The sequence below is a fragment of the Endozoicomonas sp. SESOKO4 genome, assembly GCF_024606275.1.
In genome coordinates this window covers 21,311-43,062 of sequence record NZ_JAHHPS010000191.1, presented here as the reverse complement: position 1 = coordinate 43,062, position 21,752 = coordinate 21,311, and the positions used below count along the sequence as shown (strand labels likewise).

Here is a 21,752-nt window from a genome sequence, read left to right as displayed (position 1 = left end):
ACTATCTTCACTTCACCTGCAGACGAATTCCGTTGGAGTGAGCAACATGTCCCTGTTTGAACATTACCAGCAAAGATATGACTCAACCCTGGAAGAAGAGATGAGCCTTCAGGCTTTCCTGGAGCTATGCAAGCAAGAACCCGGAACCTATGCCAGCGCAGCCGAGCGCGTGCTTGAAGCGATTGGCGAGCCAGAACTTGTCGATACTTCAAGAAACCCGAGACTCAGCAGAATATTTTCCAACAAGTTGATCAAACGGTATCCAGCGTTCAGCGGGTTCTTTGGTATGGAAGAATCCATTGAACAGATTGTTTCTTATTTTCAGTATGCTGCCCAGGGGCTGGAAGAAAAGAAGCAGATTCTCTATCTGCTTGGCCCGGTTGGTGGTGGTAAATCCTCGCTGGCGGAAAAACTGAAAGAACTGATTGAAAAAGTACCCTTCTACGCCATCAAAGGATCGCCAGTGTTTGAATCACCTCTCGGTCTTTTCAACCCGGAGCAGGACGGAGAGCTACTTGCGAAAGAATTCGGTATACCCGACCGCTGTCTGAGATACATTATGTCCCCGTGGGCCGTTAAGCGCCTCGAGGAATACAAAGGTGACATTACTCAGTTCAGGGTCATCAAACTCTATCCTAACCGACTGAAGCAGATTGCCGTTGCCAAAACCGAACCCGGCGATGAAAACAATCAGGATATCTCCAGCCTGGTGGGCAAGGTGGATATACGACAACTGGAAGAATATTCGCAGGATGATCCCGATGCCTATAGTTTCTCGGGGGCACTCTGCAGGGCCAATCAGGGCATTATGGAGTTTGTCGAAATGTTCAAGGCCCCGATCAAGGTACTCCACCCTTTGCTGACAGCCACCCAGGAAGGTAATTACAACAGCACTGAAGGCTTGGGCTCTATTCCCTATGAAGGCATTATTCTCGCTCACTCGAACGAATCGGAGTGGCAAGCATTCAGAAACAACAAAACCAATGAAGCTTTTATTGATCGCGTCAACATTATCAAAGTGCCCTATTGCACCCGCATGAGTGAGGAAATCAGAATTTATGAGAAGCTGCTTGAACACAGTTCTCTTAACAAAGCTCCCTGTGCCCCGGATACATTGCGGATGCTTGCTCAGTTCAGTGTCCTTTCCCGGATAGCCGACACGGAAAATTCCTCTATCTACTCCAAGATGCGGGTCTACGACGGTGAGAATCTCAAAGACACCGATCCTAACGCCAAATCGCTTCAGGAATACAAGGATGCGGCTGGCGTCGACGAAGGGATGGAAGGATTATCGACCCGATTTGCTTTCAAGATACTCTCAAAGGTCTTTAATTTTGACCCTACCGAAATAGCTGCTAACCCGGTTCACCTGTTGTACGTTCTTGAGCAACAGATTGAACAACAACAGTTCCCCGAAGCCATTGAAGAGCGATACATCAGCTTCATCAAGGGGTATCTGACGCCAAGATACGTGGAGTTTCTGGGTAAAGAGATTCAGACAGCGTATCTGGAATCGTACTCAGAGTACGGTCAGAATATTTTTGATCGCTACATCACCTACGCCGATTTCTGGATTCAGGATCAGGAGTTCAGAGATCCTGATACCGGACAGATACTCGATCGGATAGCTCTCAATGATGAGCTGGAAAAAATTGAGAAGCCCGCCGGAATAGCCAACCCGAAAGACTTTCGCAATGAGGTGGTCAATTTTGTGCTCAGAGCCAGGGCTGATATGCAGGGCAAGAATCCCATCTGGCTCAGTTACGAAAAGATGAGAGCCGTGATTGAGAAAAAGATGTTCTCCAACACAGAAGACCTGCTGCCTGTCATCTCATTTAATGCAAAGGCTTCCCATGACGATCAGAAGAAACATGCCGACTTTGTGGACCGCATGGTACAGCACGGCTACACCGAAAAGCAGGTCAGACTGCTGTCTGAGTGGTACATCAGGGTCAGGAAGTCCCAGTAACCTGTCTACCGGGTCTTCCGTCGTCTTTTCGAAAAGGAAGTGAAATAGCCATGAATAGCCAGTACCTTTCAACCGGCTCCGAGTGGACCTTTGAGCTACTTGACGCTTATGACAGGGCCATTGGTCAGCTGGCAGAAAAGTTTGAATTGGATACTTACCCAAACCAGATTGAAGTCATAAACTCGGAACAAATGATTGATGCCTACACTTCGTTAGGCATGCCGCTCATGTACCATCACTGGAGTTTTGGTAAAAAATTTCTTACGAATCTTCAAAACTACAGGCGTGGTCGAATGGGGCTTGCCTATGAAATTGTCATCAATTCAAACCCCTGCATCGCCTACTTGATGGAGGAAAATTCCATGGCCATGCAGGCTCTGGTGATTGCCCATGCCTGTTACGGTCATAACTCTTTTTTTAAAGGTAACTATCTATTCCGTCAGTGGACCAATGCAGACTCGATTGTCGATTATCTGCTGTTTGCCAGGAACTACATTAATCAGTGCGAGGAAAAATACGGTGTTGACGCTGTTGAAGTGATTCTGGATGCCTGCCATGCGTTGATGAATCAAGGAGTCAATCGATATATGCGCCCTTCCGCCATTTCAGCAGAAATGGAAAAGAACCAGGCGAGGGAGAGAGAAGAATATATTCAGAGAAACATCAATGATCTCTGGCGAACGGTCCCAAGCAAAAAGGAAGACCCTGCCAAAGTGAGAAAACGATTCCCTTCAGAGCCGGAAGAAAACATTCTCTACTTTGTTGAAAAAAATGCACCACTGTTGAAAACCTGGCAACGGGAACTGATTCGAATTGTCCGTAAAATAGCCCAGTATTTTTATCCTCAGCGGCAGACCCAGGTGATGAACGAAGGTTGGGCCAGCTTCTGGCATTACACGCTGATGCATGAACTCTATGCAAAAGGTCTGATCAACGAAGGCTATGTGCTCGAGTTTCTGCATTCTCACAGTAATGTCGTGTTTCAGCCGGATTTTGATGATCCACGTTATTCCGGCATAAACCCTTATACTCTGGGCTTCAATATCTATCGCGACATTCGCCGGATATGCGAAAATCCTACTCAGGAAGACCGGCTATGGTTTCCTGACCTCACGGACAGCGACTGGCTGAAGGCCCTTCATCACGCCATGGCCCAGTACAAGGATGAAAGCTTTATCCTTCAGTTTCTTTCTCCCAAAGTGATGCGGGATATGAAGCTCTTCTGCATTCACGACGACCATTCAAAAGCCTTTCTCGAAGTCAGCGCCATACACGATGAGTCAGGTTACAAAGCACTCAGACAGTCACTGTCCAACCAGTATAATCTGGGTAATCAGGAGCCTAATATTCAGGTTTTTGATGTTGATGTAAGAGGAGACCGCTCCCTGACACTGATTCATTCCATGCATAGGGGTCAGAACCTTCACGCTGATAGCGCCATGGAAATCCTCAAACACCTGCACCTGTTATGGGGATTTGACGTACGACTGAATTCTCTGGACACTAAAGGCGAAGTTCAGCACAGTTACTGCACCTCGGAAATACACGATGCATCCTGAAAAAGCGCATATGATGGCTTTTTCAGGATAGGGTCCATTCCATCAGCTATTGCCATGAATGACGGATGGCCAATGCCTGCTACTGAACAGGCACTGTTTTGTGATGATTTCCGGTCATATGCTGCAAAATACGGTTAACCTGACAGCTGTATCCAAACTCATTATCATACCAGACGTAAAGTACACAGCGGTTGCCATCAACAATGGTGGCCTGACTGTCAACAATGCCCGCATGACGGTTGCCGACAAAATCACTGGATACCACTTCAAAAGAGTTCACATAATCGATCTGCTTCTTCAGATCAGAGTACAGCGCCATCTCACGGAGATAGCTGTTTAGCTCGTCTACAGTGGTGTCCTTAGACAGATTCAGGTTCAGAATGGCCATGGACACGTTGGGTGTTGGCACCCGGATGGCATTACCAGTCAACTTGCCTTGCAACTGCGGCAGTGCCTTCGAAACAGCCTTGGCCGCTCCGGTTTCGGTGATCACCATATTCAAGGCTGCACTGCGACCGCGGCGAGAACCTTTATGGTAGTTGTCAATCAGGTTCTGGTCATTGGTGTAGGAGTGAACGGTTTCGACATGACCGTTCTCAACACCAAACTTGTCACAGATCGCTTTCAGTACCGGAGTGATCGCATTGGTGGTGCAGGAGGCAGCAGAAATGATCTGATCTTCATCATTGATGATGTCATGGTTAACGCCAAACACAACATTTTTCAGGTCGCCCTTGCCAGGCGCTGTCAGCAGAACCCTGCTAGCCCCGGTAGACTGAAGGTGCTGACTCAAACCCTCCTGATCACGCCACACACCAGTATTGTCTACGACGATGGCATTGTTAATACCATAGCTTGTGTAATCGATAGAATCCGGAGAGTTGGCATAGATAAACTTGATAGCTACACCGTTGGCGTAGATGATGTTGCTCTCTTCATCTACGCTGATGGTGCCATTGAAAGAACCGTGCACCGAATCACGTCTCAGCAAACTGGCACGCTTTTGCAGATCGTTTTCAGCTTTCCCCTTCCGAACGACAACCGCTCTCAGGTTCAAACCGGAGCCACCTGCCCGTTCAATAAGAATACGGGCCATGAGGCGACCGATACGACCAAAACCATAGAGGACAACATCTCTGTCATCATGGCCATGGCCATTTTTGCCATCCACCAGTTCGGAAACCTGACTGCGAACGTAATTTTCCAGAGTCTGCTTGCCTTCACTCTTCTCGTAGCCGGATGCAAGCTTGCCAATATCAATGCGGCCCGGAGCCAGGTTCAGCTTGCTCAGCACTTCAATGACGGGGAATGTTTGACGTACACACAAGGCAGAGCCTTCTACCTGGCGAACGTACTTGTGAGATTTGAGGATATCAATTACAGAACGATTGATGATTGAGCGGCCATAGACCGAAGTCACAACGTTATTTTCACGATACAAGCGGCCGATCAATGGAATCATGGATTCGGCTAAGGCTTCACGTTCTCTCCAGTCCTGAAAATGGTCTTTTTCCATGGTTCCAATCCTGTATTTTTTATGTGCTCAAGGCTGTTAATCAGCTCAAGGCTGTTCACTTCTGTCAGACTGCCACTCTCAAGCAACTGGCTGGTTACTTCAGGCGGCACAGGTCACGTTTATATGCCCTTAGGCTTCGGGGCTATTATCCAGAGTTCATCCTCACTTGGCAACAAAGTACAACAAACTTTAACACTTCATTTAATCATTCTTTGTTTGTACGAGGCTGCAAAGACGCTATTGCATGGTATATGCCGTTCTGAACAGCTACAATTGCGGGTTTAGCGTATCCAGAACAAAACACCTTTCATGTCGCAGGCCAATTTGAACTCATCTTCCTTCCAGCTTCCAGAGACTCCGGGGCATAAAACCTTCTGGGGTCAGCTGAGCCAATCAACCAGCTCATTCGCCATAGCCAGTGCCGCCCGGTTAACCCGTCGCCCGCTACTGGTTATTACACCTGACTCCGCTCAGGCAAATGCTCTTGAAGAAGAACTGAGTTTCTTCCTGAAAGATGATCAGTCTACCCGCATCCTGCACTTTCCCGACTGGGAGATATTACCCTACGATGCCTTTTCGCCCCATCAGGACATCATTTCCCAGCGGTTGAAAACCCTGTACCGACTACCCCGCAGCGAAAAGACCCTGTTGATAATATCGGTTTCCACCTTGCTGCACCGTCTGTGTCCCCGTGATTACCTGGAATCCAACTGTCTGGTTTTGAAACGGGGTGAAACCTTTCTTATTGCCGAGAAAAGGCAACAATTGGAACAGGCGGGTTATCGCTGTGTTGATACAGTCTACGAGCATGGCGAGTTCGCTATCCGGGGTTCACTCATGGATATCTTCCCCATGGGATCTGATACCCCCTACCGGATTGACCTGTTTGATGACGAAATCGATACGCTGAGAATCTTTGATCCGGAAAGCCAGCGTTCCATTAATCAAGTTGATCACATAGAACTGCTCCCGGGACATGAATTCCCGATGGACAAGACCTCCAGGGATCGCTTCCGAAGCCTGTTCAGGGAAGCGTTTGACGTGGATCACCGCGAGTGCCCCGTGTACCAGGATATAGGACAGGGGCTGGCAAGCCCGGGTATTGAATACTACCTGCCCCTGTTTTTCGAGCAGACAGCCACCCTGTTTGATCATCTTTCCAGTGAAACAACGATCATTCAATATCAGGGCGTGCAGGAAGCGATAGAGCAATTCTGGCAGGATCTGACAGAACGCTACGAGAACCGGAAAGTCGATCCCAACCGCCCGCTTCTGCCTCCCGTAAAGGTTTTAATGCCTTCTGAAGAAATCAATCGAGCTCTGAAACAATACCCTCGCATTGTGCTGTCAGACCAGATCGTTGATTCTTCTGACGGCTTCAACCTTAATCACCAGCCATTACCTGAGCTCACTCTGAATGCCCGTGCCGATCACCCTTTGCAACCTCTTGAAGATCTGATTGAATCGGGACCAAGGATTCTTCTGGTGGCTGAAAGTGCGGGTCGTCGGGAAGTTCTGCTGGAAATGCTCGCCCAGTCTGACATTCGCCCCAATACTTTCAATAGCTGGTCCACCTTCCTGAGCAGAAAAGAGACGCTGGGTATTACCGAAGGTACGTTAGCGTCAGGCTTTTTTCTCAACGACCTGAATATTGCCCTGATTCCAGAGTCTCTGCTGCTGGGTCAGAGGGTCATGCAGCGCCGTCGGCGAAAAGGAGAGACAGAGACCGACACCGATCAAACCATCCGTAATCTTACCGAGCTGAGAGAAGGTGCTCCAGTGGTGCATATTGATCACGGTGTAGGACGGTATCGTGGTCTTGATACCTTGTCTGTTGATGGTCAGGAGACAGAATTCCTGACTCTGGAATACGCCAGCGAAGCCAAGCTTTATATTCCGGTAGCCTCTCTGCATCTCATTGCCCGTTACACCGGTACAGATGATGAGCATGCTCCGCTGCATCGTCTTGGTAGCGAGCAATGGACCAAGGCACGTCGCAAGGCGGCTGAGAAAGCCAGAGATGCCGCGGCAGAGCTGCTGGATATCTATGCCCGACGAGAAGCCAGAAAGGGTTTTGCCTTTTCGGCACCGGATCAACAATATCATGCATTCTCTGCCGGCTTTCCTTTTGAGGAAACGCCTGATCAGCAGCAGGCTATTGTCAACGTGATAAAAGACATGTCCAAAGGTAAGCCCATGGATCGCCTGGTCTGTGGTGATGTCGGGTTTGGTAAGACCGAAGTGGCCATGAGAGCCGCCTTTCTGGCAGTACAAAGTGGCAAGCAGGTGGCGATTCTTGTACCGACTACCCTGTTGGCTCAACAGCATTATGAAAGCTTTCGTGACCGTTTTGCCGACTGGGCCGTTGAAATCGACGTAGCTTCACGCTTCAAGTCAGCAAAACAGGTTCAGGCACTCAAAGAGAAAGTCACGGAAGGCAAACTGGATATTATTATAGGTACCCACAAACTGATTCAGGGTGATTTCAAGTTCAAGAATCTGGGTCTGTTGATTATTGATGAGGAGCACCGTTTCGGGGTCAGGCACAAGGAAATGCTGAAATCCATGCGTTCCGAAGTCGATATTCTGACCCTGACGGCAACACCTATCCCGCGGACACTCAATATGGCTATGTCGGGTATTCGTGATCTCTCGATTATCGCAACTCCACCCGCACGACGCCTGTCAGTTAAAACCTTTGTTCGACAAAGCGACAAATTACTGGTCAAAGAGGCTATTCTTCGTGAGTTACTGCGCGGTGGTCAGGTCTATTACCTGCACAACGAAGTTTCCAGTATCGACAAGGCTGCTTCTGATCTGCAGGAACTTATTCCTGAGGCGCGTATTGCTGTGGGTCACGGTCAGATGCGTGAAAGAGAGCTGGAGCAGGTCATGTCCGACTTCTATCACAAGCGACATAACATCCTTGTCTGCACCACCATCATAGAGACAGGCATTGATATACCTAATGCCAACACCATTATCATCCACCGTTCGGACAAGTTCGGTCTGGCACAGCTGCACCAGTTGAGAGGACGAGTTGGCCGATCTCATCATCAGGCCTATGCTTATCTGCTGACACCTGCGCCAAAGTCCATGACCAGGGATGCACTGAAAAGACTGGAAGCCATTGCCGAAGCTCAGGACCTGGGAGCTGGATTTATGCTGGCATCCAATGACCTGGAAATTCGGGGAGCAGGAGAATTGCTGGGTGAAGATCAGAGCGGGCAGATTCAGAATGTTGGCTTTACACTTTACACCGAAATGCTTGAAAAAGCGGTGGAAGCGATCCGTAACGGTGAAACACCGGATCTGGACAAACCTCTGCATCAAGGCAGCGATGTGAACCTGCGGCTGCCGGCCTTGCTACCAGAAGACTATATCCATGATGTCCACAACAGGCTGATTCTCTATAAACGAATTGCCGCTGCGAGTAACGGCGAAGACCTGAAAAACCTTCAGGTTGAACTGATTGACCGCTTCGGCCTGTTACCGGACCAGGCCAAAAACCTGTTCCGACAGACCCGTCTCAGGTTAAAAGCTGAAAAAATGGGTATTATTAAAATCGATGCCGGTGCCGGCAGTGCCCGAATTGAATTCAACAGTCAGCCAGCCATCGATCCCGTTGCGATCATTCAGCTAATCCAGTCAGAGCCGCACCTTTACAGACTGGAAGGTAGTAGCGTGTTGAAGTACAGTGGCCCAATGGAAAAAGCCGAAGCGCGATTCAAGCTGCTTGAACAATTACTGGATCGACTGGCCACATAATCGCCCCTGGAAGCAGTCTTAAATTTTCTCGATCTATGATTGCTTCTGCGTCTCTGAGTCTTTAAAACTGTATACGAAACTGCATGATCACACTTTTGAAATCCACCTCTCAGATATCTCAGCGGCGGCGTATAGCAGCCCGCCAGACTGAAGGTCAACGAGGCACAGGATTGAGCGGGGATTTTATGAAAAGCCTTGAGCTAAAAAAAATGAGTGTTAATCACAATGTCGCCTTTTGCAGAATTCAAAGAGCGATCGGTAGTCTGCTTCTGAGTTCGGTCTCGATGATGGCCATGGCGGAAGGTCAAAAGGCAGAGACTCAGTGGTATCAGGCCGACATGATTGTATTTCTGAACGAACAAAGCATGAATAGCAGTGAGAAATGGCCAGAAATAACAACTCACTCTCTACCCGCTAACGCCGTCAAACTGAAATCGTCCGACTCTGTAACAGACACTGGTAACCTAACCAATAGGCTGGGTCAGTCTGAAAAAAAGCCCGAGATAGATCTGGAACGGGATGCCTTTGTCTCCCTACCCTACCCATCACAGTTGTTACAAAAGGAAAGCAGTGCCCTGAGCAGAAATGGCAGCTACCGGATTCTGGAGCAAAAAGCCTGGCTGATGCCAATCAAGGACGGCAAAAGTACGAAGCCTGTCACAATTAGAACTTATACTACACAAAGCAAAAAGCCCGGTATGCTGGAAGGCACCGTTACAGTCAGTTCCAGTCGATATCTGCACGTAAAAGTCAATCTCTGGTACAGTGAATTGGCGTGGGAAGCACTGGCAAAAAACATGGGAGGATCTCAGTCGAACCCAGACTCTCAGAAGAAACCGACCACAGATGGAAAGTTACAACTGGTCAAAACGCCTGACGGCCAAACCATGAAAATTTCCCGAAATTTTCATATGCAGGAAAGTCGCAGAATCACAAACATTGACGAGGTTCAGTACCTGGACAGCCCTGTCATCGGTGTTCTTTTCAAGCTGACGCCCTATGAAAAGCCCGACAAACCTCCACTGCCAGAAATGGAATCTGATCAGGATAAAAGCCCGGAGCTGGGTATTTTACCCGGAATCTTCGAACAGAAAGACAGCTGATCCAGAGTAAAAAAGAGCTGTCAGTGGCGCAGCTCTTTTTTCATGATAAAGCTATTCTTGTCCTGGTTTGACTCATAGGTCACCTGGTCCATAAGCTTGTTCACAATATGCAGGCCCCGACCGCTGCATAACCAGACTTCCGGCTGCTCCGGATCAACCACCATTTCAGTCTTATTCTGCATGACATCATCGGGAATGCTCTGCCCCCAATCACTGACAGAAATATTCATCGTAGTCTTGTCCATACTGACACATACTTCTACCGGATGACCCGCTTCATTGTCGTAGGCATGTTCAATGGCATTATTGACAATTTCTACCAGACACAACTCTAACCGGTTTATTTCAACAGGAGAAAGCGTTGTCATAGCGCAGACTCCTCTGACCGCCATAGCCACCAGTCTTGTATTGGATAACTGGCTGTCGATTTCCAGCTTCAGCACCTGTGACATGTCAACTCCCTTTAACGGCCTCAGCCACAGAACCATGGAGTTTGAACAATTTATCCATGGACGTAAGATCAAACAGATCTCTCACCGCAGGCTGAGCACAAGCCAGACTGAATGAACCATTACCCGACAATTTCTTGAGACCCGCTACCAGCACACTCAGGCCAGTACTGTCCATGAAACGCACCTCAGCAAGATCGACAACTATGTTGGACCTGCCCTCTTCAATCAAATCAAACACATAGGTTTTAAACACTTCGGCAACGGAAGCGTCAAGACGGGACTCATCAATCCGGACCACCGTAAAGTGGCCTTCCTCGTGGTTTTCAAACGCCATGCCATCCTCCTGGCTTTCAGGGTTTCCATTCCAGTAAAAGGTAAGTTACATCGTCATCGAAACGGTCGAGTTCACTCCAGTCTCTGACATTTTTCTCTACCTGGTCAATAACTGATTTTAAATCATCATTTAAAGTATCTTGCAGACATTGCAGCAATCGGGTTTCACCAAACTGCTCACTCTCAGCGTTTTCACATTCTGTCACGCCATCAGAGTACAGAAACAGACGGTCACCCGGCCGAAACTGCAAAGTGCAGGAGGTGTATTCCATGTCGGGCATCATACCGATAGGCACTCCTCCACCTGCTACAGGTTCTACGTAGGCCTTTTCACGATGAATCCATAAAGGTTTCGGGTGACCCGCCTGAGATAAGGTGACTTGACCTGTGCGACTGTTAATGAGTCCATAGGCAATAGTGAAATAAAGCATCGATTCCGGTGTCACCTGAAACCGCCTGTTCAAAGAGGCCAAAACCTTTTCGGGCGCACGCACTTTATAAAAAGGCTCATGATCCAGTGTTTCTTTGATGATGGAGCCCCTGCCCGATGTTTCTGAAAGAATGTTATTCAGGGTAAATGAGAAGAGCGCTGAGGGAATGCCATGCCCAGCCACGTCCAGTTGGTAGAACCCCAAAGTTTCACCGTCTATGGCCTGGTAACCAAACATATCCCCACCCAGGATTTTGCTAGGTTTGAAAAACCAGTCAAAGGCAACATGTTGAATAGTTGTCGGCTGAGCCAGCAGAACTTCCTGAGCTTTGGCGGCTGATTCAAGATCTTTCTCAACGGTCTGAATCGCTTCAATCAATTGCTTATTCTGCTGTTCAAGCTGCTTCTCAAGTTCAATGATACGAATCCCTGCTTTGAGGCGGGCAGCCAATTCATCAAAATTGACCGGTTTGGCAAGAAAGTCGTCCGCCCCATCATTCATACCTTCGACAACAGCTTCATGATCGGCATTACCAGTGAGCAGAATGAAATAAATATAACGACCAAGATCTGTTTTTCGGGTCTGCCTGAGCAGTTCCAGGCCATCCATCCCGGGCATCATCCAATCGCTGATGATGATTCTGACATCCTGATATTCCTGAAGAATCTCCAGAGCTTTTATGCCATTCTCAGCTTCAAGCACCTGATGCCCTTGTTTTTTCAACACTATGGAGAGCATTAAACGCTGGTCACGGGCATCTTCAACAATAAGAATATTCATCCAGTCCTTATCGGCCTGCTGTTATTTCATCTTAATCAGCGGATCTCCTTATTTGGAGATTTGCTTACTTCCTTTTCAACATTCGCCTCATGAATCACTTTCATTACCGGATAGGCAAACTCTGCCCCTGCTTTTTGTACCGCAGAAGCAATGATCAACATGACACCTTCCTGAACTCTGACAAAGTCAACTCTTCCCTTGGGAATCACATGTACTCTGACTTGACACTCCAGTGATGAATCTCCGTATTTGAGAAAACGCGCATAATAGGGCTCTGAGCAATCCAGCTCAGGATGCTGTAGAAAACCTTCCGTGACCTGATTCATGATGGCTGGAATCTTATCCAGATCCTCATAACGAATACCAAAGTTTTCAACAACCCGTCGGTTACGCATCCTGGATGGGTTTTCCAGGACAATACTGGTGAAGACCGAATTCGGCACAAACACGGGCCTGCGATCAAAATTTCTTATCTGGGTTAACCGCCAACCAATATGTTCTACGTGCCCTTCTATCTGTCGGTCCGGAGAACGAATCCAATCGCCTTCCTTAAAGGGTTTGTCCAGCATCAACATCAAACCGCCAAAAAAGTTTGCCAACCACTCCCGGGCAGCCATACCTACAATCAGGCCACCCACCCCCCCAAAGGTCAGTAGCGCAGAGAGGGAGTAGCCTAACTTTTGTGCCAGAATCATTACCGCCAGAACAATCAGAACGATATGAATAAACCGGGACAGGGTTCTGGCCAGGTCGAGATCTTTATCCTGAACGCCTGAGATCATGGCGATGGCCGGTAATTGTCTGGTGAGTCTCAGGACAATCCAGAGAGGGAGTAATACCGAGGTGACAGTTTCTGAGATTTCCAGCCAGTCATGGCCTTCCTCTTCAGTGTGATCAATAAACCAGTGAGCATAATAAAAAAAACAAAGTAGCCAGGGCAGAAGCAGCAGAGGTGGTCGAAAAGCCGAGGCCAGACAAGCCCTTACCGATTGATTCTCGGATTGAGCCCATCGCCTGAGGAAAATGTGGCTAAACCAGGAAACGATAAGTGCAGCTAAAGGCGCTGTTAGTAGATGGACGTTATCCCCCTTAAGAAGATCTTCCCAGAACATTGCCTGCTCCTCGTACAAGAAAAACCCAATGGTAAGGGGAATATCGGCTGTCACCCTCCCAGTTATATTTAGACCATTGAAATTATTCTTGAGGGGTAAAATCTGAAAGCATTTTACCCCGCTTGATTTCACTGCATAAACAGAAGAAATTAACTGGCCGTACTCAGCAGGTTAAGCCGGTTTTGCTGGTGCCTGCTCTGAATAACTGAGCCACTCTTCCGGAAGATCAAGCGTTTGGGTCGGGAAGGCAATATCAGCATTATATGAATGGATAATACCCATTATCCTGACCAGAACTTCCTGTTTCACCCTGAGGTACTCTGCCCAGTCTGTGGTGCAGGTAAAGCAATAGATAAAGATATCAAGACTAGAAGGACCAAAGGCATTAAACGACACAAGGACTATCTTGTCTTTGGCGATTTCATTGTTATCTTGCAGGTACTGACGAATTTCCCCAACAATAGCTTCCACCTGATGACCATCCTGATACCTCAGACCGACAATTTCCTTGATTCTTCTATTCTCCATACGTGAAGGATTCTCAACGGAAATGCTGGCGAAAGTGGCATTGGGAACATAGAGTGGTCGCTTTTCAAATGTCTTGATGCGGGTTTGTCTCCAGCCAATGTATTCCACATAACCTTCAATGTTCTTATCCGGCGAACGAATCCAGTCACCTACGCGGAAGGGTTTATCAAGATAGATCATCAGACCACCAAAAAAATTGGCCAGCATATCCTTGGCAGCGTAACCGACCGCCAAACCACCCACACCACCAAACGCCAAAAGACCTGAAATACTGTAGCCAAGTGACTGTAATATAAAGAGAACACAGGTAATGATGATCACGATTCTGATTAACCTGCCAATGGCTACAACGGTGGTTGGATCATTAGGTTTATTAGAAGTCAGATCAGGATTCAGGAAGTTTCGTTCCAGCTGACGAATGAAACGGATTATGCTCCAACCCACCAGAGTGATGATAATGACATCCCTCAGATTACTCAGTCCGTCCAGCAACACAGCATCCGTAGCCTTGGCAATAACATCGACAGCCCAGGAGAAACCGATGACCCAGATCAGCAGTGTCACAGGGGTTCTGAGCCCCCTGATAACTGCATCATTCCAAGGTGTTAGATGAGTGCGATCATCCCTTGAAAGATGGGCAAACACTCTGGAGGCGATTAGATTGATAACACCTGAAATGAGCACGACAATAACGACCTGGATAACCCATTGAGGAATATCCAGTTCCTTAAGAAAAGGGAGAGAAAAAGACATTATTCGACTTCCGGATAGTAAACAGCACACTTAACAGTGAGCATGATTCTATCCCTATGAGAGAAATCATTCTATCAAGTCTGTATCTTGGAGAGCGGAAAATAACCACCCTATGGAGCACAGAATACAACAGAAAATTGATCTCGTAATGACTGTTCACAGTGATGTGCGAGCTGCACTGCAGAGAGAAGTTTTTGCTGGTTTGCGAAGCCAGAAGCAACTGGAAGAATTTGATGAAAAATTCCCAAGCCCTAAACCTTATTCAATTCTACGGATCTGAATCGCTTAAAGTAAACGACTACGCCCACTGTCACAGCCGCCACCAAAATGCTCACAGCGGCCAGTGTGCCGATTACAACCCCGGTCGTGCCGCCCGCTGACATACCACTGTCGCCAGATTCTACAGGGAATGGGTGCCGGTAAAGATCACCGACGTCACCAACGACACGGGTACTGTATTGGGGGGCATGGCTTCGCTGGAGGTACTGCTTATGGCTTCGCTGGAGGTACTGCTTATCACTTCACTGAAGGTGCTGCTTATGGCTTCGCTAAAGGTACTGCTTATCGCTTCGTTGAAGGTGTTAACCGAGGTGGCTTTAGGCGTCACAGAGGTACTGCTGACGGCGTTATTTTTTTCTGCCACCTGATAGATCCTGACCTTTCCATCAGCCCCTCCAGCCACCAGCAGGGTTCCGTCGGGGTGGTAGGCCAGGCTTTGTACCCAGTCTGTTGCATCGTCCAGGGTGTACAGAGGTATGGCCGGGTGGGTGCCATTATAGATTCTGACTTTGTCATCCTCTCCAGCCGCCAGCAGGGTTCCGTCGGGGTGGTAAGCCAGGATTGCTATCAAGTCTGTTGCATCGTTCAGAGAAAACAGAGGCATGGCCGGGTGGGTGCCATTATAGAGTCTGACTTTTCCGTCATCCCCTCCAGCCGCCAGCAGGGTGCCGTCGGGGTGGTAGGCCAAGCTTCGTATCCAGTCTGTTGCATCGTTAAGAGTGTTCACCAACAGGGGGCTCTGAGGGTCGGTCATATCAAAGATCAGCACAGGGCCTGTATAACCACATTTGCGATCCCCTGAACCTGAACCTACCCCCACCGCCATGTACCTGCCGTCCTGACGCCAGACAATGCTGAAAGCTCCGTGTGGTGCGCAATGGTTCTTGTTAAGAGTGGGCGGTGTGATGGGTGGCTGATTGGGGTCCAGGGTAAGGGTGTGGATCAGAACCGGGTCGATGGGTACCGACGCAATCGCGGTCGGTGCCGGGCACAAAAGGGAAATAGCCAGAACCGGAAAAAAAGCGTATTTATACAGGCTCATGTAAACAACGCATTATAAAAAGAACCAGATTTTGCGATTAAAGTTAGGATTTCGCGTTCAGTCAAATTTTTCCCATATATAGCAATCTGGAACTATTTTCAACAATACTGGCTTCACCTTTTTCCTGCGATGTCCAGTCGTTCACAGTGTGTTCGAATCCACCGCAAGATAGAAACCGTCATAAGTCAATTGGCCAAGTATTTTGATAATGAGTCCTGCCGCTGTCGGAACACCTGAAAAAGTCACACATGGTGTTATAAAACTGAAAATGTGCTGCTTTTTATCCGACATAGGGTCATAGCTATTTTCAGAGGTTGAGCGATAGTTATGGTGAATAAAGAGAGAAAGGAATGAACATGGACACCAAAGACAACACCCACTGCATATGACGCATTATGAACAATCATTTGAATCGTTCAGAAAGGTAGTCCAGTCTGTCCTTACAACTCAAATATCGATCCAGAGTAACCAGTTCTTCCAAAGCTCGACCGCCGCTGGCCTCAAGTGAAGAAAAATCAGGCGGACAGAAAGAAGACTGTTCAAGCCAGGGCAGAACTTCCCGGACCCCCTTCCTATTGCTGAGTAACAAGAGATCACAACCCGCATTCAAGGCTTTTTCAACCCGGAGAGTATAACTTCCCGCTGAAGCGGCACCTTCCATAGTCAAACAGTCGCTAATAACTACTCCACTAAAACCAATCTGCTCTCTAAGAATATCTTTCAACCAGATTGAAGAAAAACCACAAGGCTGATCATCCACTTCAGAAAAGACAATGTGAGCGGGCATAATCGCTTCTATACCCTGCTCTATCAACGTTTTGAATGGCACCATGTCTTGCTGCCGGATGGCGTTTAGCGAACGGTTGTCCCGAGGCAGGGTCAAGTGAGAGTCTTCGTTGACACTGCCATGGCCTGGAAAATGTTTACCGACACAGGCCATTCCTGATTCATGGACACCGCTGCACCATGCAGTAGCCAGTTTAATGACGTTTTCAGTCTCACTGCCTAACGCACGATCGCCCACTATTTCGGTCAGCCCAAGATTCAAATCCAGTACTGGAGCCAGACTGAGGTCAAGACCGCTGGAAAGAAGCTCTTCTGCCATAAGCCAACCGCAATCTTCAATCAACTCGAGCGCTTTCTGAGGATCGCAATTGAAATATCTGGCGTAATGTTCTGCCGGCGGCAGACGGGTAAAGTCGTTCCTGAAACGCTGCACCCTGCCACCTTCCTGATCGACCATCAGAATCAGATTCTGCCGGATACTTCTGATGTCACTGACCAGGTCACACAACTGTTTGCGATCTTGAAAATTTCTGGCGAAAAACAATACGCCAGCAACGCCAGGATGCAGGAGTAATTCCCGCTCTTCGGGTTGGAGTGTCTGACCTTCAAGGTCAATGATCAGAACACCATTATTTTTCGCATCGTTTTGACCATGCGTATTCATACTTTTCCTGTTCTCCTGACCTGACTGCATGCGATAAGACTACTCTGGCAGAATATCAATGGTAGTTCCCGGAACAACCCGGTCAAATAAATCAATCATGTCATGACCATGCATCCTAACGCAGCCTCTTGAACCCGGCTCCCCCATCACAGCGGAATCAGGCGCTCCATGGATATAGATATATCGTCGCATAGTATCGACATTTCCCAAACGGTTGTAACCGGGTTCCAGGCCACTTAGCCAGAGAATGCGGCTTAAGATCCAGTCCCGACGTTCAGAGTATTGTTGTTGTAGTTCCGGAGAATAAATCTCACCCGTGTATCGCCTTCCTACAAACACTGCATTGAGAGGAAGGCCGTCACCTATTTTAGCTCGAATAATATGATGACCAAGGGGAGTCTGCCAGCTACCTTCCTGCTGACCTGTCCCCTTACTGGCAGTGGAGACAGAGTAACAGATCGTTTCTACCCCCTCCTGCATCAACTCCAGAGTCTGTGAGGCAATTCGAACATTAATATGCACAGCTGAATCTCGTATTGATTGGCTTCGCAGTGCCTCAGGCTTAAGAGCCTGCATGCAGAATAAACATTATCGGCCACTATCATGGGTGGCATGAGCACGCAGACCGGCTGCCATAAACGGCACCATTCTTCTCATGATATTCTCAAGATTGTCATCAATGTCGTAGTCTCTCTTGGCGATGGACAGGAGCGCATCAGCACCGGATACAGAGAAGACAGCAGAACCGAGACTAAAGTAGGTACGCCAGAATTTATCGGCAATCGGAAGGTCAGGACAGGCCCTGAACAGTAACTCAAAGTATCGACTGAAGACAGTTCCATAGGTTTCGGTCAGATAACGTTTCAAGTGCCCCTGGTTCTGGGTGAATGCCAGCCCCATGAGTTTCATGAAAATAGAGATGTCATCCGGCCTTCTGGGTTTCACAGCAAGAATATGGTCAACCAGTATCTGAAGCACAGCTTCAAGATCAGGTTGTTCACTGTGATCTGACCACTGATCCAGAGTGGTATTCAGCCCCTCCATAAAGGGAGCCAGAAAACGCGCAAATACTGCCTGTATCAACGCTTTTTTGGAGCCAAAGTGATAGTTCACTGCAGCCAGGTTAACCCCTGCCTGTCTTGTAATGGTTCTTAAGGAGGTTTCTGCGAAGCCATGTTCGGCGAAGAGCAGCTCGGCTGAATCCAGAATTCTCTCTACGGTTGAAGGTTGTGCCATGATCCGGGGAATTTTATAAGATTAATAAACGACTGTTTAGAACCTACGTTTCTTACCCTCAGCTGTCAAGGCCACTAGTAGCAAAGCCTCATCGAGTTAACCCAACGAGTCAGTGGTACGGACCATTGCTCAACACTATTACAGGGTGCAAATTGTTGCCATCACTAACTTATCGGTTAGTGATTTCATCGACGACAAACACTTAACTAATAGTAATCAGGCAACCCATAATCTACGGCAATCTGCAAAGCATGTTCTTGCCGCAAAACAGGGAAGCACAAAGCATGGAAGCAGTGAGTTTATTCACGCTAATCAATTATTATCAAGTGATGGAGAAACGACTATGACACCTATTGGACACTCAATCAAATCAATATCAATGTCTTCGCAGCCATTTAATCTGCAAGACACACACACCGGGACCACACTACAGGCTTCTGATATTGCTAAAAAACTCATTGATAAAGTATCATTCGGGATTTTGAACAGTGAGGGCAAAAAAAGCACGGTGGCGTCTCCTACCAGCCTGACTCCGGTTTTGGGCATGCTTCTGGCGTGCATAGATGACAATGCCAAAAAGGAATCCATTTTGGGAATCCCCAAAGGAACCTTGACTGAAGAGCTGGAAACTGAAATCCATAAAGAACTCGGTAAATTCAGCAAAGACAACCCTTACGGAGGCCATCCTGAGCAGTTAATCTCTTGCGCTAACTTTATCGCTTCTGCTTTTCATGTCAGGGATGAGCAATTAGAAAAAATACTCTCTGAATGTTATCAAACTCAAAAGCTGGAAAGTAATCAATGGAACGTAGCTGAAGTCACAGAAGATTTTGTCAAGGAGAAAACCAAAGGAAAAATTAAAAATTTGTTTGATGGCATGAATGAAGTTACAGCGACAATAGGTAATGTAATGGAATTCCGGGGTGTCTGGGAGGATAGTTTTTCTCCAGATAAAACCGCTCCTCAAAGCTTTCTATGCGCAGATGGAACTCGTATTAACAACGTAAAAATGATGGTTAAAACTGAAACGGTTCAATGTGCTTCTAACAGCAAATTTGCTGCCATCGCCAAGGAATTCAAATCTTTGAATGGAGAAGATCTTAAACTGGTCGCAATAAAACCGCGTAAAGAAAGTGCCACAGCGATTAACAATCTTGATTCTGAAACGATTAATGAGCTGACTAAACAATTAAATTATAAAGAAGCGAAATATCAGCTATCGCTACCCAAAATAAAAGTAGAAGACAGTTGCGACACTCAGTTACTCGAGAAAATGTGTGAGGCATTAGGAACCGACATAGTAGCAGGAGATCTGACAAGACTAGGCCTACCGGCAGATCAGGATCTGGAGGTGCTTCAGAAGATCGTATTATCTGTTGATGAAGAAGGTGCTAGCGGTAAGATGGCGACTGTTGCAAAAATTTTAACAAGGTGCGTATCTGGAACTTCTCATTTTGATTTTGACTGCCCTGGCTACATTGCCATTGTAGACAAAGAAGGTAATCGGTTAATTGAGCTGGTCATAAAGGATGGCAGCTTTTTGGAGTTTGATGGTGATCCTGTAATCAGCACCGCTGGAAAACAGAGTTCTAATTCTAAAAAACTGGCAAGTTCCAACCCTTTTGATATGTATGATAGCGAAGATGATATATTTGATAGCGATGATGATATATCTGATAGCGATGATGATAGTTCTAATAACCCGTTCTTAAATAAACAGGAAGAAGTACAAAAAAACTTATCTCTAATAAAAGATCTGTCTTTTAGAACTTTTGAAACTGTTGATGTGAGCACTTATATAAATAAATTTTATAATCCAAATGGGTATTTAGATATTCAAAGTGCTGATGCAAACAATACTAATTTAACAGTCAGTTTTTCTTCTTTGGATAGTGCTAAAAAGTTTAAAGAAAGTGTATTAGAATCAATTGGTGAAAAAAATGGGAATTTAATTCGGGTTAACAAAAGCTTTTTTTCTATTGAAGTATATGTTTCAATTAGAGAATGGGATAAAATGATTGATAAAATAACTTCTGAATCCACTGATTTTTATATTTCTGACAGCAAAGATAATCCTACAATTATCCCTGCTGAAAAACCGAGCTCTGATAATCTGGTAACTTTTAACGATTATGATATGTCTGATAGTGAAGATGACAGTTCTGATAGCAAAGTTTATACGTCTGATGATCAATTCACATCTAAAAAAGAAGTAACCGATCAAACTCCAATGGGGAGTGTAAGTACTTTAATACAACAGAACTATAATCCGAATGGGGAGTTTGATATTCAGAATACTAAATCAGATCATATGCAGCTAACACTCACGATGTCTTCTTTGGAAGAGGCTAAAAAGCTTAGAGAAAGAATATTAAAATCAATTGGAGACAAACATTTTAAATTTGTCAGGATTTTTGGTCGTGATTCTCCTTTTCAATTAGAGGTTTCTTTTCAAGCCTGGGACGCGCTGCGTGAGAAGTTAACTTTTAATCAACCATGAATCAATACAATGCTAAATCCGGAGATTAATCACCTCCGGATTTTTTTTAACAAAAGCCTCACAGAATCAGTTTGCGAATATCGGTCAACCATTCACCAGTAGGAAGGTAAAGCTTGCCACATGCATCATTGACGGCCCTTAGTTCAATTGCTGCTCATCATCGCGGCCCGACCTGCGCGGCCCGACCTAACATAATGACTTGCCAGAGCAATATTACTGTATATAATCACAGATACTGTATAAAAAAACAGATTGAGTGACCATGATCAAACTGACTAAACGGCAATCCGAAATACTGGACCTGATCAAGTCTCATATCGAAGAGACAGGTTTCCCACCCACCAGGGCAGAAATCGCCAAGACCTTCGGTTTTCGTTCACCCAATGCGGCAGAAGAACATCTCAGGGCACTGGCCCGTAAAGGCGCCATCGAAATTACCCCCGGTGCTTCACGAGGTATCCGAATTCCAGACAGCCAGCCTGAAGGCCTTCCGATCATTGGACAGGTGGCTGCCGGTAACCCGATCCTCGCCCAGGAACATATCGAAGACCACCTGATGCTCAACCCCGGCTTCTTCACCCCAGCCGCTGACTTCTTGTTAAGAGTCAAAGGGATGAGCATGAAAAACATCGGGATTCTTGATGGTGACCTGCTGGCCGTTCACAAGACTACAGAGGTTCGAAACGGTCAGGTTGTCGTCGCCAGGATAGAAGACGAAGTCACCGTTAAACGATTCGAGAAACAGAAAAACAAGGTATTACTCCATCCGGAAAACGACGAGTTCGAAACCATTGTCGTCGATCTCACTCATGATATTTTCGCGGTCGAAGGTTTAAGCGTCGGGGTGATCAGAAATCAGTCCTGAAACGGATGTTGTATGAGCACCTGTACACTTGAGTGAGAACACCGAAAAGCGACCGGACCATGCCAGGAGGAAGGAT

The 21,752-nt window shown here is 47.0% G+C and carries 17 protein-coding genes; 7 read left to right on the top strand and 10 right to left on the bottom strand.

Going from position 1 to position 21,752, the window contains the following annotated elements:
• Positions 1-46 precede the first annotated feature (46 nt).
• Entirely contained in the window at positions 47-1,969 is a 1,923-nt protein-coding gene (locus KDK16_RS03735; protein ID WP_257274729.1) for a PrkA family serine protein kinase, read from the top strand.
• Positions 1,970-2,019: 50 nt separating this feature from the next.
• Positions 2,020-3,528, top strand: a complete 1,509-nt coding sequence (locus tag KDK16_RS03730) for a SpoVR family protein (protein ID WP_257255234.1) — start codon at positions 2,020-2,022, stop codon at positions 3,526-3,528.
• Positions 3,529-3,607: 79 nt separating this feature from the next.
• On the opposite strand, the gene KDK16_RS03725 is transcribed toward KDK16_RS03730, so the two are convergent.
• Positions 3,608-5,044: a glyceraldehyde-3-phosphate dehydrogenase gene (locus tag KDK16_RS03725; protein WP_257255235.1), complete on the bottom strand. Its 1,437-nt coding sequence runs from the start codon at positions 5,042-5,044 to the stop codon at positions 3,608-3,610.
• Positions 5,045-5,353: 309 nt separating this feature from the next.
• On the opposite strand from KDK16_RS03725, the gene mfd reads away from it, so the two are divergent.
• Both mfd and KDK16_RS03715 read left to right on the top strand, forming a co-directional pair.
• Entirely contained in the window at positions 5,354-8,812 is a 3,459-nt protein-coding gene (gene mfd, locus KDK16_RS03720; protein ID WP_257255236.1) for a transcription-repair coupling factor, read from the top strand.
• Positions 8,813-8,997: 185 nt separating this feature from the next.
• Positions 8,998-9,915, top strand: a complete 918-nt coding sequence (locus KDK16_RS03715) for a peptidoglycan binding protein CsiV (protein ID WP_257274727.1) — start codon at positions 8,998-9,000, stop codon at positions 9,913-9,915.
• Between the two features lie 20 nt (positions 9,916-9,935).
• Here KDK16_RS03715 and KDK16_RS03710 read toward each other — a convergent pair whose 3' ends face one another.
• The 5 genes from KDK16_RS03710 to KDK16_RS03690 form a co-directional block, all read right to left on the bottom strand.
• Positions 9,936-10,367: an ATP-binding protein gene (locus tag KDK16_RS03710; protein WP_257255238.1), complete on the bottom strand. Its 432-nt coding sequence runs from the start codon at positions 10,365-10,367 to the stop codon at positions 9,936-9,938.
• A 1-nt stretch (position 10,368) separates the two neighbouring features.
• Complete coding sequence (locus KDK16_RS03705) at positions 10,369-10,701, bottom strand: STAS domain-containing protein (protein ID WP_257255239.1); 333 nt, start codon at positions 10,699-10,701, stop codon at positions 10,369-10,371.
• Positions 10,702-10,717: 16 nt separating this feature from the next.
• The gene (locus KDK16_RS03700) at positions 10,718-11,911 is read right to left on the bottom strand and encodes a PP2C family protein-serine/threonine phosphatase (protein ID WP_257255240.1); all 1,194 of its coding nucleotides are present in this window, start codon (positions 11,909-11,911) and stop codon (positions 10,718-10,720) included.
• A gap of 35 nt (positions 11,912-11,946) precedes the next feature.
• Positions 11,947-13,023, bottom strand: a complete 1,077-nt coding sequence (locus KDK16_RS03695; RefSeq protein WP_257274726.1) for a mechanosensitive ion channel family protein — start codon at positions 13,021-13,023, stop codon at positions 11,947-11,949.
• 171 nt (positions 13,024-13,194) lie between these two features.
• Positions 13,195-14,304, bottom strand: coding sequence for a mechanosensitive ion channel family protein (locus KDK16_RS03690; RefSeq protein WP_257274725.1), 1,110 nt, complete (start codon positions 14,302-14,304; stop codon positions 13,195-13,197).
• 233 nt (positions 14,305-14,537) lie between these two features.
• On the opposite strand from KDK16_RS03690, the gene KDK16_RS03685 reads away from it, so the two are divergent.
• Positions 14,538-14,684 (top strand): hypothetical protein, encoded by a 147-nt coding sequence (locus KDK16_RS03685; RefSeq protein WP_257274724.1) that lies wholly within the window; start codon positions 14,538-14,540, stop codon positions 14,682-14,684.
• Positions 14,685-14,704: 20 nt separating this feature from the next.
• Here KDK16_RS03685 and KDK16_RS03680 read toward each other — a convergent pair whose 3' ends face one another.
• The 4 genes from KDK16_RS03680 to KDK16_RS03665 all read right to left on the bottom strand — a co-directional run bounded on the left by KDK16_RS03680 (position 14,705) and on the right by KDK16_RS03665 (position 18,311).
• Positions 14,705-15,625 (bottom strand): WD40 repeat domain-containing protein, encoded by a 921-nt coding sequence (locus tag KDK16_RS03680; protein WP_257274723.1) that lies wholly within the window; start codon positions 15,623-15,625, stop codon positions 14,705-14,707.
• Between the two features lie 403 nt (positions 15,626-16,028).
• Complete coding sequence (gene nagZ, locus KDK16_RS03675) at positions 16,029-17,075, bottom strand: beta-N-acetylhexosaminidase (RefSeq protein ID WP_257274722.1); 1,047 nt, start codon at positions 17,073-17,075, stop codon at positions 16,029-16,031.
• 39 nt (positions 17,076-17,114) lie between these two features.
• Positions 17,115-17,597: a L,D-transpeptidase gene (locus KDK16_RS03670; RefSeq protein ID WP_257255003.1), complete on the bottom strand. Its 483-nt coding sequence runs from the start codon at positions 17,595-17,597 to the stop codon at positions 17,115-17,117.
• Between the two features lie 66 nt (positions 17,598-17,663).
• Positions 17,664-18,311, bottom strand: coding sequence for a TetR/AcrR family transcriptional regulator (locus KDK16_RS03665; RefSeq protein ID WP_257274721.1), 648 nt, complete (start codon positions 18,309-18,311; stop codon positions 17,664-17,666).
• A 112-nt stretch (positions 18,312-18,423) separates the two neighbouring features.
• Between KDK16_RS03665 and KDK16_RS03660 the strand changes: the two genes are divergently transcribed.
• Together KDK16_RS03660 and lexA are read left to right on the top strand one after the other, a co-directional pair.
• Positions 18,424-20,811: a serpin family protein gene (locus KDK16_RS03660; RefSeq protein ID WP_257274720.1), complete on the top strand. Its 2,388-nt coding sequence runs from the start codon at positions 18,424-18,426 to the stop codon at positions 20,809-20,811.
• A gap of 262 nt (positions 20,812-21,073) precedes the next feature.
• Complete coding sequence (lexA, locus tag KDK16_RS03655; protein WP_306670710.1) at positions 21,074-21,676, top strand: transcriptional repressor LexA; 603 nt, start codon at positions 21,074-21,076, stop codon at positions 21,674-21,676.
• Positions 21,677-21,752 lie beyond the last annotated feature (76 nt).

What these genes read in the sequence shown, in the direction of transcription:
- KDK16_RS03735 (WP_257274729.1), top strand. Translation starts at nt 47, where the DNA reads ATGTCCCTGTTTGAACATTACCAGCAAAGATATGACTCAACCCTGGAA.
- KDK16_RS03665 (WP_257274721.1), bottom strand. Translation starts at nt 18,311, where the DNA reads ATGGCACAACCTTCAACCGTAGAGAGAATTCTGGATTCAGCCGAGCTG.
- KDK16_RS03725 (WP_257255235.1), bottom strand. Translation starts at nt 5,044, where the DNA reads ATGGAAAAAGACCATTTTCAGGACTGGAGAGAACGTGAAGCCTTAGCC.
- KDK16_RS03700 (WP_257255240.1), bottom strand. Translation starts at nt 11,911, where the DNA reads ATGAATATTCTTATTGTTGAAGATGCCCGTGACCAGCGTTTAATGCTC.
- KDK16_RS03690 (WP_257274725.1), bottom strand. Translation starts at nt 14,304, where the DNA reads ATGTCTTTTTCTCTCCCTTTTCTTAAGGAACTGGATATTCCTCAATGG.
- KDK16_RS03685 (WP_257274724.1), top strand. Translation starts at nt 14,538, where the DNA reads ATGAAAAATTCCCAAGCCCTAAACCTTATTCAATTCTACGGATCTGAA.
- KDK16_RS03715 (WP_257274727.1), top strand. Translation starts at nt 8,998, where the DNA reads ATGAAAAGCCTTGAGCTAAAAAAAATGAGTGTTAATCACAATGTCGCC.
- nagZ (WP_257274722.1), bottom strand. Translation starts at nt 17,075, where the DNA reads ATGAATACGCATGGTCAAAACGATGCGAAAAATAATGGTGTTCTGATC.
- KDK16_RS03680 (WP_257274723.1), bottom strand. Translation starts at nt 15,625, where the DNA reads ATGAGCCTGTATAAATACGCTTTTTTTCCGGTTCTGGCTATTTCCCTT.
- KDK16_RS03710 (WP_257255238.1), bottom strand. Translation starts at nt 10,367, where the DNA reads ATGTCACAGGTGCTGAAGCTGGAAATCGACAGCCAGTTATCCAATACA.
- lexA (WP_306670710.1), top strand. Translation starts at nt 21,074, where the DNA reads ATGATCAAACTGACTAAACGGCAATCCGAAATACTGGACCTGATCAAG.
- KDK16_RS03695 (WP_257274726.1), bottom strand. Translation starts at nt 13,023, where the DNA reads ATGTTCTGGGAAGATCTTCTTAAGGGGGATAACGTCCATCTACTAACA.
- KDK16_RS03730 (WP_257255234.1), top strand. Translation starts at nt 2,020, where the DNA reads ATGAATAGCCAGTACCTTTCAACCGGCTCCGAGTGGACCTTTGAGCTA.
- KDK16_RS03705 (WP_257255239.1), bottom strand. Translation starts at nt 10,701, where the DNA reads ATGGCGTTTGAAAACCACGAGGAAGGCCACTTTACGGTGGTCCGGATT.
- mfd (WP_257255236.1), top strand. Translation starts at nt 5,354, where the DNA reads ATGTCGCAGGCCAATTTGAACTCATCTTCCTTCCAGCTTCCAGAGACT.